The sequence below is a fragment of the Rhodoferax sp. BLA1 genome (genome assembly GCF_013416775.1).
Lineage (GTDB): Bacteria > Pseudomonadota > Gammaproteobacteria > Burkholderiales > Burkholderiaceae_C > Rhodoferax.
On sequence record NZ_SZVI01000013.1, the window covers coordinates 40029 to 52925 of the forward strand.

The 12897-nt window shown below is 61.3% G+C and carries 12 protein-coding genes; 6 read left to right on the forward strand and 6 right to left on the reverse strand.

The genetic code is table 11. The annotated features are described in order from the left end of the window. Positions 1-259 precede the first annotated feature (259 nt). Positions 260-1609 carry an amino-acid N-acetyltransferase gene (argA, locus tag FDG13_RS15640; RefSeq protein ID WP_180129715.1) on the forward strand — a complete coding sequence of 450 codons (1350 nt, stop codon included), beginning with the start codon at positions 260-262 and terminating at the stop codon, positions 1607-1609. Positions 1610-1698: 89 nt separating this feature from the next. Continuing rightward, positions 1699-2403 carry a mobilization protein gene (locus tag FDG13_RS15645; protein ID WP_180129717.1) on the forward strand — a complete coding sequence of 235 codons (705 nt, stop codon included), beginning with the start codon at positions 1699-1701 and terminating at the stop codon, positions 2401-2403. Between the two features lie 136 nt (positions 2404-2539). Here the strand turns inward: FDG13_RS15645 and FDG13_RS15650 are convergent, their stop codons facing one another. Continuing rightward, entirely contained in the window at positions 2540-2797 is a 258-nt protein-coding gene (locus FDG13_RS15650; protein WP_180129719.1) for a hypothetical protein, read from the reverse strand. An 84-nt stretch (positions 2798-2881) separates the two neighbouring features. Between FDG13_RS15650 and FDG13_RS15655 the strand changes: the two genes are divergently transcribed. Further along, the gene (locus tag FDG13_RS15655; RefSeq protein WP_078363322.1) at positions 2882-3154 is read left to right on the forward strand and encodes an oxidative damage protection protein; all 273 of its coding nucleotides are present in this window, start codon (positions 2882-2884) and stop codon (positions 3152-3154) included. A gap of 48 nt (positions 3155-3202) precedes the next feature. Next, complete coding sequence (locus tag FDG13_RS15660; protein ID WP_180129721.1) at positions 3203-4966, forward strand: FAD-dependent oxidoreductase; 1764 nt, start codon at positions 3203-3205, stop codon at positions 4964-4966. A gap of 5 nt (positions 4967-4971) precedes the next feature. Here the strand turns inward: FDG13_RS15660 and FDG13_RS15665 are convergent, their stop codons facing one another. The 4 genes from FDG13_RS15665 to FDG13_RS15680 all read right to left on the reverse strand — a co-directional run bounded on the left by FDG13_RS15665 (position 4972) and on the right by FDG13_RS15680 (position 9784). Continuing rightward, a complete protein-coding gene (locus tag FDG13_RS15665) occupies positions 4972-5940 on the reverse strand; it encodes an ABC transporter permease (RefSeq protein ID WP_180129724.1) in 969 nt (322 codons plus the stop codon). Continuing rightward, the gene (locus tag FDG13_RS15670; RefSeq protein ID WP_180129727.1) at positions 5933-7060 is read right to left on the reverse strand and encodes an ABC transporter permease; all 1128 of its coding nucleotides are present in this window, start codon (positions 7058-7060) and stop codon (positions 5933-5935) included. Before FDG13_RS15670 ends, FDG13_RS15665 begins: the two co-directional genes overlap by 8 nt. Continuing rightward, entirely contained in the window at positions 7057-8559 is a 1503-nt protein-coding gene (locus FDG13_RS15675; protein WP_255435292.1) for an ABC transporter ATP-binding protein, read from the reverse strand. The genes FDG13_RS15670 and FDG13_RS15675 overlap by 4 nt, the downstream gene beginning before the upstream one ends. Positions 8560-8803: 244 nt before the next feature. Beyond that, on the reverse strand, positions 8804-9784 hold the full coding sequence (locus tag FDG13_RS15680; protein ID WP_078363327.1) for a BMP family protein: 981 nt from the start codon (positions 9782-9784) through the stop codon (positions 8804-8806). Between the two features lie 195 nt (positions 9785-9979). On the opposite strand from FDG13_RS15680, the gene FDG13_RS15685 reads away from it, so the two are divergent. Next, entirely contained in the window at positions 9980-10990 is a 1011-nt protein-coding gene (locus FDG13_RS15685) for a nucleoside hydrolase (protein WP_180129732.1), read from the forward strand. Positions 10991-11017: 27 nt separating this feature from the next. Here the strand turns inward: FDG13_RS15685 and rpiA are convergent, their stop codons facing one another. Continuing rightward, on the reverse strand, positions 11018-11722 hold the full coding sequence (gene rpiA, locus FDG13_RS15690) for a ribose-5-phosphate isomerase RpiA (RefSeq protein WP_180129734.1): 705 nt from the start codon (positions 11720-11722) through the stop codon (positions 11018-11020). A gap of 47 nt (positions 11723-11769) precedes the next feature. Here rpiA and FDG13_RS15695 point away from each other — a divergent pair, with 47 nt between their 5' ends. Then, entirely contained in the window at positions 11770-12870 is a 1101-nt protein-coding gene (locus tag FDG13_RS15695) for a quinone-dependent dihydroorotate dehydrogenase (RefSeq protein WP_180129737.1), read from the forward strand. Positions 12871-12897: the final 27 nt, after the last annotated feature.

A 12897-nucleotide genomic window follows, 5' to 3' on the forward strand; every position in this document is an offset into this window, starting at 1 on the left:
CGCCGGTTAACTATGGCGTTGAACTTCTGCAGACTGAAAATTTGGTTGTCGGCTAACCACCACGACGTTGTTGTCTTAGCCATTCGTCTTCAGCTTGAGAATGATTACCACTGACTGGCCGGTCACCAAGGTGTCAGACCGTTGGGTTGGGTGGCCAACTCGGCGATGTGCCGATAGCTACCAAAGCCTTCACACACGTGCTGCAAAATAGGGTGGTGTTGCCCCCTATTGACTGCTGCCCTCTTTGCCAACCTACCCCATGAGCCTGCCCTTCAACTTCACCTTTGTCCCCTGGTTCCGTTCCGTCGCCCCCTACATCCACAAGTTCCGCCACCAGACCTTTGTGGTCGGTGTGTGTGGTGAGGCGATTGCCGCTGGCAAGCTGCCCAATCTGGCGCAGGATCTGGCCCTGATCCAGAGCATGGGCGTGCGTATTGTGCTGGTGCACGGCTTTCGGCCGCAGGTGAACGAACAGCTCAAGGCCAAGAACCACTCACCCAAGTATTTCAAGGGCATCCGTATCACCGACGAGGTGGCGTTGGACTGTGCCCAGGAAGCCGCTGGGCAGTTGCGTTACGAGATTGAAGCCGCCTTCAGCCAGGGCCTGCCGAACACACCCATGGCCGGGGCCACGGTGCGGGTGATTTCGGGCAACTTTTTGACGGCGCGCCCGGTCGGCATTGTGGATGGGGTGGACTTCCAGCACTCGGGCGTGGTGCGCAAGATCGACACCGCAGGCATCACCCGTTCACTCGACATGGGTGCGCTGGTGCTGATGTCGCCGTTTGGCTTCTCCCCCACCGGTGAGGCCTTCAACCTGACCATGGAAGAAGTCGCCACTTCGGTGGCCACCGCCTTGCAGGCCGACAAACTGATTTTTGTGACCGAGGTGCCAGGTATTGCCACCGATGTGCGCCAGCTACTCAGTGAAGACAACCCGATTGACACCGAATTGCCACTGGACATCGCCGAGAAGTTACTGGCCGACCTGCCCAGTGCCGACAAACCCACCGACACCGCGTTTTACCTGCAGCATTGCGTCAAGGCCTGCAAAGGTGGTGTGGAGCGCAGCCACATCATCCCGTACGCGGTGGACGGCTCGATCCTGCTCGAAGTCTATGTGCACGATGGCATCGGCACCATGGTGGTGGATGAAAAACTGGAGAGCCTGCGTGAAGCCACGGTGGACGATGTGGGTGGCATCCTGCAGCTGATTGAACCGTTCGAGAAAGACGGCACCCTGGTCAAACGCAGCCGCACCGAGATCGAGCGTGATGTGGGCCTGTACACCGTGATCGAGCACGACGGTGTGATCTTTGCCTGCGCCGCCCTGTACACCTACCCCGAGGAACGCACCGCCGAGCTCGCCGCACTGACCGTGTCGCCCGATGTACAAGGCCAGGGCGACGGTGACCGGGTGCTCAAACGCATTGAACAACGCGCCAAGCTGGCCGGGCTGGACAGCATTTTTGTGCTGACCACCCGAACCATGCACTGGTTCATCAAACGTGGTTTTGTCCAGGTCGACCCCGACTGGCTGCCCGATGCGCGCAAACGCAAGTACAACTGGGACCGCAAAAGCCAGGTGCTGGTGAAAAACATCCTTTAAAGCACGACCTGCCGCCAACCAGCACAGATTTTGCTTCTGTCACCCTAGCCGCCTGCGGGCACCCGTTTCCAACACAACAGAAAGCAAACATGAGTTCTCTCAATTTCATCGGCGGCGAAAAAGGTGGCGTCGGCAAATCGGTGCTGGCGCGTCTGCTGGCACAGTATTTCATCGACAAGGAGCAGCCTTTTGTCGGCTTTGACACCGACCGCTCGCACACCTCGTTCACCCGTTTTTATGCCGACTACGCCAGCCCGGTGGTGGTTGACAGTTATGAAGGGCTGGACGCGATTGCCAGCGCGTTTGAAAGTGCCGATCCCACGGGTGCACCACCCCGTGTGGTGGTGGATCTGGCCGCGCAGACCGCTGCACCCCTGGCGCGCTGGATCAAGGACTCGGACGTGTTTGCGGTGCTGGCAGACATGGGCATCACCGTCAATTTCTGGCATGTGTCCGATGCGGGCAAGGATTCGGTGGACTTGCTGGGCCGTCTGTTGAGCACCTATGAGACGGGGCCTAACTACATCGTGGTGAAAAACCACGGGCGTGGCAGCGACTTCTCTCAGCTGGATGCGTCACCCGCACTAGAAACCGCACTGTCGCGTGGCGCCAAAGTCATCACCCTGCCCGCGCTGCATGAGGCCAGCATGCGCAAGATTGACCGCCAGAACGCCAGTTTTTGGGCTGCCATCCACAGCAAGCCTGAGGCAGATGCACTGGGCCTGCTGGAGCGCCAACGCGTCAAATCCTGGCTCAAAAAATCTTACGAAGGTTTTGACAGCCTGAGTTTGTGACACAGCTGCGGCCAAGTGGCCGCGCAGTTTTAGAGGCGTTTAAGCCTCTAGCCCTAGTCAACAAACGGGTAGTAGCTACAAATCAGGTAGCAAACCATTCACCGAAGCACACGGGCTGCTGGGCAGCCCGGCAGCTTCACTCAGCGGATGGTTTTTTGTTGGCTTCTTCCAATGCTAGGTCAAGCGCCTTGCAGGACGGTGAACACACCGCCTGAGACTTGCCGAGGATCTTCTTGGAAACCATCTGGGAACGGGCGCGGTGTTTGCCACATAAAAAACACGACATCGTGGCAGCGCCAAAGGAAGTGGCCGCCGTGAACGGGGAGCCGGACACTTTGGATTTGTAACGCAGGCCGTCGGCCACGATTTTGGTTTTGGTATCTGCTTTTGCCATAGGGGTGGATTTTACTTCAGTGTGCGACCCAAGCAAAAACCTTGCTAAAGTTGACACTTTTGACAGTACACACAAAGGTAAACCATGGCGCGCACGGTGAAATGCATCAAATTGGGGATCGAGGCCGAAGGGCTTGACTTTGCACCTTATCCCGGTGAACTGGGCAAACGCCTTTGGGAAAACGTCAGCAAACAAGCCTGGGCCGACTGGCTCAAGCACCAGACCATGCTGGTCAACGAAAACCGCCTGAACCTGGCCGACGCCCGCGCCCGCCAATACCTGGCGCGCCAAATGGAGAACCACTTTTTTGGTGAAGGCGCCGACGCCGCGCAAGGTTTCGTTCCCCCCAAGGCGTGATCCCACGTCCCACACAGCGGCCTGAGAACGCTGCTGTGTCCCCAGCCCATGACACCTGACTGGTTGGGTTTGCCACGCTTGCAGATCCTGGACACCTGCTTCAAGGATGGCTTGGGTTTTCTGAGAACCTGGCACACCTGGCAACACACCACAGACCGGCCCCGGATGCTGCATGTGGTGGCCCTGTGCCCCCGTGCGCCCACCTCCGAAACACTGGTACAAGCCTGCGGCAGCGACACCAACCTGTTGCCGCTGGCCAACGAGCTGGTGGCGCACTGGTTTGGTCTCTTGCCCGGTTTTCACCGTTTTTTGCTGGCCAACGGTCAAGTGACTTTGACACTGTGTGTCGGTGATGCCTTGCAGGCGCTGCGCCAGCACACGTTTTTGGCGGATGAGGTGTGTGTCGCGCTGGATGCGCCTGAGCAGCCCGGTGAGTTCGACGCCCACAATCCCTGGGCCATCAAGGCCCTGGCACGCTGCTGCCGGCGCGGCACCACCCTGTATGCTCATCTGCCCACAAGCACCGACGCATCGGACCTGCACCAACAGCTGTGCTCCAGCGGCTTCGCCATCAGCGACAACAGCACGGACGCCGAAAGACAGTTTCAGGCACGTTTTGACCCACCCTGGCCCCTCAAAACCAGCCGACAAAACCATAGCAGCGCCCTGCCCGTTCAGCGCTGCGCCGTGGTGGGTGCAGGCCTGGCTGGTGCCAGTGTGGCGGCGGCGCTGGCCCGACGCGGCTGGCAGGTGTTGGTGTTGGACGCCGCGCCAGCCCCGGCAGCAGGAGCGTCGGGTTTGCCGGTGGGCCTGGTGGTGCCACACACCTCCAGCGACGACTGCCCACTGTCACGCCTGTCGCGCGCCGGTGTGCGCCTCACCCTGCAACAAGCCCGGCAACATTTGCAGCCAGGCACACAGTGGGCGGCAACCGGTGTGCTGGAGCGGCAGGTGGGTGGCACACCGCAGCTACCCAGCCACTGGCAGCCGGAGGGTCAGGACTGGTCGATTTCTGCCCCCGACAAGCTGGCCGATGGCCCGGGTCTGTGGCACCCACGAGCCGCCTGGATCCAACCCGCCGCGCTGGTGTCGGCCTGGCTCAAGCAGCCGGGTGTGAGGTTTCAGGGTGGTGCCAAGGTGTGCCATGTGCAACATATCGACGGCGTCTGGCAGTTGCTGGATGAGGCGCAGCAGGTGTTGTGTTGTGCCGAACGTGTGGTGTTTGCCAATGCCGGTGCTGCGCGCCCGCTGCTGGACAACTTGGCCCACAGCCATCCCGATCTGTCATCACAACTGCAGAGATTGCCGAGCACCCAGGGCATGCGGGGTCTGCTGAGCTGGGCGTTGCACAGCGATTCGACTGCGGACAAGGCGGCTTTTCCACCCTTTCCGGTCAATGGCTTCAGCGGCTTGGTGTCACACGTGCCCACCGATCAAGGCCCGGCCTGGTTCATGGGCTCAAGCTACCAGCCAGAACAGCAGGTGGAACGCCCGGATGCCGACAACCATGTGCGCAATTGGGAACACCTGAAAGAACTGTTGCCAAGTCTGGCGGGGCCCCTGGCCGCCAACTTTGCCTCTAAAAACCTGCAAACCTGGAAAGGCACACGGTGTATCAGCGCCGACCGCCTGCCCTTGGTGGGGCCATTGGACGCAGGGGCGCAACCCAGTCTGTGGCTCTGCGCCGCGCTGGGGTCACGTGGCCTGAGTTTTTCGGTGTTGTGTGCCGAGCTGCTGGCGGCCCAAATGGGCGCCGAACCCCTACCTGTGGAGGCCAAGCTGGCCAAGGCACTTCACGCGCTGCGCGGCTGAGCAGCTCAGCGTTCCTTGCTGTAGGGAATGCCCAGCGCCTTTGGCGGAATGGACTTGCCAATGAAGCCCGCCAGCAACACCACTGTCATCAGATAAGGCAAGGCCTGAATGGCCTGCACCGGCACCTCACCCATGCCCGGCAGATGCACGCCTTGCAAGCGGATGGCCGCCGCGTCCAGAAAACCAAACAGCAGGCAGGCCCACAAGGCCTTGACCGGGTGCCAGCGGCCAAAAATCAGCGCGGCCAGCGCCATGAAACCACGCCCGGCGCTCATGTTCTGTGAAAAGCTGGCACTTTGCGCCAGCACCAGGTAACTGCCCGCCAGGCCACACAAGATGCCGTTCAAGGTGAGTGCGGTGTAACGCAGGCGCATCACCGAGACACCGGCGGCGTCCACCATCTGCGGGTTCTCACCTACCGCACGCAGGCGCAAACCAAAACGGGTGCGAAACAACCCCCACCACAACACCGGCACCAGCAACAGGGCCAGGTACACCAGCGCGTTGTGGCCCAGCAGGCCATCACCGAGCACCTGACCCACCAGCGGCAGTCCACGCGCCGCCTCGGCCAGACCCGGCCACAACGCCTGGATACGCACCGCGTCACTCACCGGCGGCGTCTGTCCACCCTGATGAAACCAGGCTGTACCCAGCACAGCGCTTAGGCCTGCAGCAATGATGTTGATAGCAACACCGGACACCACCTGGTCCCCCTTGTGGCTGACACAGGCCAGACCGTGCACCCAGGACAAAGCCACAGCCACACCCATGGCGGCCAAAATCGCCAGTGTCATCGAACCATAGGCTGCACCACAAGCCCCCGCCGCAAAAGCAGAGAGCAGCATCTTGCCTTCCAGCCCGATGTCCACCACGCCCGAGCGTTCCGACAACAGACCCGCCAGTGCACAAAAAATCAGCGGGGTCGACACCCGCAGCGTGGACGCCAGCATGGCGCTGATCAGAGCTTCATCCATGGCTGGCTCCTGTGTTGGTTTTGCTGACCCCGGCTTGGCCGAACCAACCCAGCAATCGCGCCAGGATCGGTGCAATCACATAGGTCATGGCGCCCGAAAATAGCACGATGAAACCCTGCAACATCACCACCATGTCACGGCTGAAGTCCTGCACCTCAAACGCCACCTCGGCACCACCCTGGAACAAGGCGCCAAACAGCAGGCTGGCCAGCACAATGCCCAGCGGGTGGTTGCGCCCCATCAGCGCCACCGCAATGCCGGTGAAACCCGCACCACTCACAAATTCCAGAATCAGCTTGCCGCTGACACCGGCTACCTCGTTCATGCCCACCAGTCCGGCCAGCGCACCCGAGATCGCCATGGCCATCACCACCTGATGGCGGGACTTGATACCCGCATATTCCGCCGCGCCCGGGCTCGACCCGACCGCGCGCAGCCGGTAACCAGCGCGTGTGCGCCACAAAAACAGGTAAACGGCCACCGCTGCGAGTGCGGCCAGCAGCACACTCAGGTTCAGCGGAGAAGACGGCCAGTCGATGCCGATATGGCGCAGCACCTCGTGCATCGCCGGCAATTTGGCCGAGGGTGAAAACGCCACACTCTCGGGCGACATCTCGCCCTTGGGTCGTAAATGGTTCACCAACACATACACCAGCACCGTGCTGGCGATGAAGTTGAACATGATGGTGGTGATGACTACATGGCTGCCCCGGTAGGCCTGTAAGTACCCCGGCACCGCCGCCCAGGCCATGCCAAACAAGGCGCCTGAGAGCATCATGATCGGCAGCATCAACCAGGCGGGCAAAAATGCCGACCACCACAGCGCCACCAGACCGGTGCCCAAGCCCCCCATGATGGCCTGGCCTTCACCACCGATGTTGAACAGCCCCCCATGGAATGCCACCGCCACAGCCAGCCCGGTGAAGACAAAGGTGGTGGCGTAGTAGAAGGTGTAGCTGATGCCGCGTGCGGTGCCAAAAGCGCCGTACACCAGCACCTGGATCACCTCCCACGGGTCCTGGCCCACCAGCGCCACCACGGCACCAGCAGCCAGCAGCGCCACCAACAAACTCACCAGCGGCAACAGCACCAGATCAGCCCAACGCGGCAATGTGTTCATACCTGGCACCCCGTCATCAACATCCCCAACGCAGCTTCGGTGCAGTCCGCAATCGGCAACTCACCAGCGATCCGCCCCTGGTTCATCACCAGCACCCGGTCAGAGAGCGCCAAAATTTCATCGAGTTCACTCGACACCACCAACACCGCACAACCAGCTTGGCGCAGCGCGCGCAGCTGGGTGTAGATGAATTCGATGGCACCAATGTCCACACCACGGGTGGGTTGCCCCACCAGCAGCACCTTGGGCGCCCGTCCCAGTTCGCGTGCCAGCACCAGCTTTTGCTGGTTGCCGCCCGAGAACTTGCTGCTCGGCAGCAGCGGGTCGCGTGGGCGCACGTCAAAACGTTCCATCATGTCCACGGTAGCGTGTTGCATGTGGACATGGTTCATCCAACCACCACTGGAATACTCGGGCAAGTCGTCGTAACCCAACACCGCCGACTCCCAGGCCGCAAAGGCCATCACCAGCGCACGGGCGTGCCGGTCTTCGGGCACATGGGCCAGGCCCAGGGCACGAGCCTGGCTCGGGTTGAGCCAGTTCGGCGGCTCAAAATGGCTGCCCAGCACCTGCAGCTGGCCTTGGTCTGGGGTCAGCAGGCCGGTCAACACATCCATCAACTCACTCTGGCCATTGCCCGAGACACCGGCCACACCCACCATTTCACCGGCACGCAGGCTCAAGGAAACATCTTTGAGTCGGAACACACCCAGGCTGTCAGTCACCGACAGGTGATCGGCCTGCAACAACACCTCACCGGGCTGCTGGGCGCTGTCGGCCGAGCGACCCATGTGCACCTTGCGCCCCACCATGGCCTGCGCCAGGCCTTCGACCGAGGCTTCAGCGATCGGCACCTCGGCCACCACCTGGCCAGCACGCATCACGGTGACCACATCACACAGCGCCATCACTTCCTTGAGTTTGTGGGTGATCAGGATCAGGGTCGTGCCCTGCTCACGCAGGCGCTTGAGCACCCCAAACAGCTGGGTGGTTTCCTGCGGCGTGAGCACTGCGGTGGGCTCGTCCAGAATCAGGATCTTGGCACCGCGGTACAGGGTCTTGAGAATTTCCAGGCGCTGGCGGTCGCCCACAGGCAGATCCGCTACCAGACTGTCGAGCGGGATTTGTAAACCGGTGGAAACCATCAAGTCGTTGAGCTTGCTGCGCACCTGGGCGTCAGAGCGCTGCAGCAGCCAATGTGGCTCGGCGCCAAGCATCACGTTCTCCAGCGCGGTCAGGGTGTCGACCAGCATGAAGTGCTGGTGCACCATGCCAATGCCACGCGCGATGGCGTCATCGGCGTTGCGGATATCGGCGCTCTGGCCAAACACCTCGATCTGCCCGCTGTCGGCCTGGTAAAAGCCGTACAGGATCGACATCAGCGTGCTTTTGCCGGCACCGTTTTCACCCACGATGCCATGCACCGTGCCGGTGCGCACCGTCAAGTCGACGTTGGCATTGGCGGCCACGGCACCAAAGTGTTTGTGGATGGCGGTCATACGGACCGCCACTGGGGTTGGTTCAAGCATCTTGCAAAGCCCGGTGGTTGGCCGGGTGGCCTGAAGAGGTGTGTGTCCAGACTTTATACATCTTTTTGGGCTCTAGCCCTTATTCTGCTTGGGTGATTAGCTATATCTATGAGAGTGATTCAGGGCTGTTGACACACGCACGCCACCTGGACGGGGCGAAGTCGCATCAACAGCCGCATGGACCGGGCTCAGCACGCGCCGAGCCGCCACAACATCAGTATTTACAAGCGTTGTCTGCCATGTAATCAGCCACCTTGATCTTGCCGCTGATGATGTCGGCCTTGGCGGCCTCTACCTTTTTCTTCATCTCAGGGGTCACCAGTTTGGCGTTGTACTGGTCCATGGCATAACTCACGCCGTTGCCCTTGAGACCGAGCACCAAAACGCCGGGTTTGAACGACTTGGCCACGTCGTACACCGCCACATCGATGCCCTTGACCATCGAGGTCAGCATGGTGCCGGGTTGCACATGGTTCTGGTTGCTGTCCACACCAATGGCGAGTTTGCCGCTGTCCTTGGCGGCTTGGTAAACACCCATGCCGGTGCCGCCCGCTGCGGCGAACACCACATCGGCGCCCTTGGCGAACTGGGCCTTGGCCAACTCACCACCGCGTGCCGGGTCGGCCCAGGCCGCACCCGTGGTGCCGGTCATGTTGCTGAACACTTCAGCCTTGGGGTTGATGTATTTGGCGCCCTGCTCGTAGCCGCACTGGAACTTGCGGATCAACGGGATGTCCATGCCGCCAATAAAACCGACCTTGCCGGTCTTGCTGGCAATCGCGGCCATGGCGCCGACCAAAAAGCTGCCTTCGTGTTCCTTGAACACCACCGACTGCACATTGGGCAGGTCCACCACGCTGTCAATGATGGCGAACTGCAGCTTGGGGAATTCTTTGGCCAGCTTCTCGATGGCGGAAGCCTGGCTGAAACCGACACCAATGATCGGTGTGGCGCCACGTTCGGCCATACGGCGCAGGGCCTGTTCGCGCTGGGACTCGTTGGAGATTTCAAACTCTAGGTATTTCTTGCCCGTTTCCTTCTTCCACATCTCCATGCCGTTGTAAGCCGCCTCGTTGAACGACTTGTCAAACTTGCCGCCCATGTCGTACACCACCGAAGGTTCGGCCCACACAGCCGTTGCCACCAGGGCTGCAGCGGCGACAACACTCAGACGTAAAACAGATTTCAGAGCCATGACAAATCACTTTCAAAAGTTGAACAAACCCCGGTAAAAACCGGGCGGACAAAGACAAGCAGGCACTATGCCACGATTTAGGCGCTGCCAGCCCGCGCGACATAATGGCGGCCCCCTACTGACTCAAAAATAGGCCCCTGATGCTGCTTGGCGGCGCTGCCAACTGCTTGACCCACCCCCATGACCCACACCGCGATGTCCCACCTACCCAAAAAAGTCATTTACGACACCGACCCAGGCGTGGACGACGCCATGGCGCTGTATTACGCGCTGGCCCACCCCGGCATCGAGGTGGTCGGCATCACCACCACTTTTGGCAATGTGTATGTGGAACAGGCCGCGACCAACGCGCTGTACCTCAGCGCGCTGGCGGGCCGCTTGATCCCGGTGACACAGGGCGTGGCGCAACCCCTGATGAAAACCGCAGAGCCGCCCCCCGACTACATCCATGGTGCCGATGGTCTGGGCAACCTGCCCCATCGCCTGGCCACCCAGGGCAGACTGGACCCGCGCTCCTCGGCCCAGTTCATCGTCGACACGGCGCGCCAATTCCCCGGTGAGATCACCCTGGTGGCGGTCGGCCCGCTGGGCAACCTGGCCACCGCGCTGCAACTGGCGCCCGAGTTGCCCACCCTGGTGCGCGAGGTGATCTTGATGGGCGGTGCGGTGCTCGAATCTGGCAATGTGTCACCGGTGGCCGAGGCCAACATCTGGAACGACCCGCACGCCGCCGACGCGGTGTTCACCGCAGGCTGGCCTTTGACCATGGTCGGGCTGGATGTGACGCACCAGGTGATCCTGCCGCTGTCGCTGTTCAAGCAGATTGCCGAACACCACCAGCACATTGCCACCGACACCTTGCACCACGCGGTGGCGTTTTACAGCGCGTTTTACAGTGAACGCGACCCGGTGGTGGGCCAGGTCACCGGTTGTTACGGCCACGACGTGCTGGCCTTTGTGGTGCTGACCAACCCCGAACTCTTCACCCTGCAGGCCGGACGGGTGCGGGTGGCGGTGGACGGCCTGGCGCAGGGCCAGACCATGATGCAGCGCAAGGCGGTGACTTACCCGCAGCATGGCTGGCACGAGGAGATTCCGCACACCCAGGTGTGTATGCAGGTTCAGGCCGAGGCCTGCCGGGCTGTGGTGCAAACCACTCTGCAGCGGGATTGGTTGCAAAATCCGCTTCTAGCCCTTGCTAAATAAGGGTGGATAGCTCCTCTTTGAGGAGTATCAGAACGTCAGCGTTTTGACCCCACTGGCCGTGCCCACCAGGCACACCTGGGCTTTCTGGAAGGCAAAGACGCCGACCGTGACCACACCGGGCCACTGGTTGACCTGCGACTCAAAGGCCAGCGGTTCGCTGATCTGCAGGCCGGTCACATCCAGGATGTGTTGGCCGTTGTCGGTGACCAGCGGCGCACCATCCTTGAGCCGCAGCACCACGGTGCCGCCCATGACCTGAAACTGGCGGGTGATGCGATTGACCGCCATCGGGATCACCTCGACGGGCAGCGGAAACTTGCCCAGGGTCTGCACCAGCTTGGACTCGTCGGCAATACAGACAAAACGGCGCGACTGTGCGGCCACAATCTTCTCGCGCGTCAAGGCCGCGCCGCCGCCTTTGATCAGGTAACCGTTCGGGTCTACCTCGTCGGCGCCGTCGATGTAGACCGACAGCTCGGTCACCTCGTTGCAGTCAAACACGGTGATACCGAGCGCTTGCAGCCGCTCGGTGCTGGCCACCGAACTCGACACCGCACCGGTGATCTGATCTTTCATGCTGGCCAGCGCATCGATGAACTTGTTGACGGTGGAGCCGGTGCCGACACCCACAATCTCCCCCGGCACCACATACTTCAAGGCGGCCTGACCCACCAGGGTTTTCAGGTCATCCTGGGACAAAACAGCGGCGGTCGAGCTTGGGGTGGACGTCATCGGGGAAAATCCTTGTGATTGATCGGTTTATCTTGAGGAATTATCCAATGGCTCTTCTCCCTTACGCGCTGGCGCGCCCCTTTTTGTTTGGTATGGACCCCGAGGCCGCGCATGAGCTGACGATCGCGTCGCTAACACACACCCAAGGCTCGGCGCTGCGCTGGGCCTACGCCAGCACACCAGTGAGTGACCCGATCACCCTGGCAGGCCTGAGGTTTCCAAACCGCGTGGGCCTAGCCGCCGGGCTGGACAAAAACGCCCGCTGCATCGACGGCCTGGGTGCCATGGGTTTCGGTTTTGTCGAAGTCGGCACGGTGACACCGTTGGCGCAACCCGGCAACTCCAAGCCGCGCCTGTTTCGCCTGCCCGAGGCCAAGGCTTTGATCAACCGATTGGGTTTCAACAACGACGGCTTGCAAAGCTTCATCACTAACGTCAAACAATCCGCGCTGTACCAAGGTCGTGGCACCGGTTGTTGTGGCCCGAACCCGATGTTGCTGGGCCTAAACATCGGCAAAAACGCCATCACCCCGATCGAGCGCGCCACCGACGACTACCTGACCTGCCTGGACGGTGTCTACCCCTATGCCGACTACGTCACCGTCAACATCTCCAGCCCCAACACCAAGAACCTGCGCAGCCTGCAAAGTGACGAGGCGCTGGACGCTCTGCTGGGCGCGATTTCCGAACGACGCGAACAGCTGGCGCAGCAACACGGCAAACACATCCCCATCTTCCTGAAAATTGCACCGGATCTGGACGCGGATCAGGTCAGCGTGATTGCCCAGACGCTGCTGCGCTACGGCACCGATAACACCGGCCAGGTCAACAACGCCTGGGGCGTGATCGCCACCAACACCACGCTGAGCCGCGACGCGGTCAAAGGTCTGGCCCACGCCGAGGAGACCGGCGGCCTATCCGGTGCGCCAGTGCTGGCCAAAAGCAACCAGGTGGTGAGCCAGTTGCGTGCCGCGCTGGGCAAAAGCTTTCCCATCATCGGTGCGGGCGGCATCATGAGCGCCGAGGACGCGGTGAGCAAAATCAAGGCCGGCGCCGACGCCGTGCAGATCTACACCGGCTTGATCTACCGCGGCCCGGGGCTGGTCAAGGAAGCGGCGGCACTGATCAAAACCCGCTGCGCGTCCTGATCAGGCCGCAGATTCACAGGGCTTTCA

Bases quoted from the DNA above. Each gene is read 5' to 3' on its own strand.
- argA (WP_180129715.1), top strand. From the start codon at position 260: ATGAGCCTGCCCTTCAACTTCACCTTTGTCCCCTGGTTCCGTTCCGTC.
- FDG13_RS15655 (WP_078363322.1), top strand. From the start codon at position 2,882: ATGGCGCGCACGGTGAAATGCATCAAATTGGGGATCGAGGCCGAAGGG.
- FDG13_RS15670 (WP_180129727.1), bottom strand. From the start codon at position 7,060: ATGAACACATTGCCGCGTTGGGCTGATCTGGTGCTGTTGCCGCTGGTG.
- FDG13_RS15680 (WP_078363327.1), bottom strand. From the start codon at position 9,784: ATGGCTCTGAAATCTGTTTTACGTCTGAGTGTTGTCGCCGCTGCAGCC.
- FDG13_RS15675 (WP_255435292.1), bottom strand. From the start codon at position 8,559: ATGACCGCCATCCACAAACACTTTGGTGCCGTGGCCGCCAATGCCAAC.
- FDG13_RS15695 (WP_180129737.1), top strand. From the start codon at position 11,770: ATGGCTCTTCTCCCTTACGCGCTGGCGCGCCCCTTTTTGTTTGGTATG.
- FDG13_RS15685 (WP_180129732.1), top strand. From the start codon at position 9,980: ATGTCCCACCTACCCAAAAAAGTCATTTACGACACCGACCCAGGCGTG.
- FDG13_RS15645 (WP_180129717.1), top strand. From the start codon at position 1,699: ATGAGTTCTCTCAATTTCATCGGCGGCGAAAAAGGTGGCGTCGGCAAA.
- FDG13_RS15660 (WP_180129721.1), top strand. From the start codon at position 3,203: ATGACACCTGACTGGTTGGGTTTGCCACGCTTGCAGATCCTGGACACC.
- FDG13_RS15650 (WP_180129719.1), bottom strand. From the start codon at position 2,797: ATGGCAAAAGCAGATACCAAAACCAAAATCGTGGCCGACGGCCTGCGT.
- FDG13_RS15665 (WP_180129724.1), bottom strand. From the start codon at position 5,940: ATGGATGAAGCTCTGATCAGCGCCATGCTGGCGTCCACGCTGCGGGTG.
- rpiA (WP_180129734.1), bottom strand. From the start codon at position 11,722: ATGACGTCCACCCCAAGCTCGACCGCCGCTGTTTTGTCCCAGGATGAC.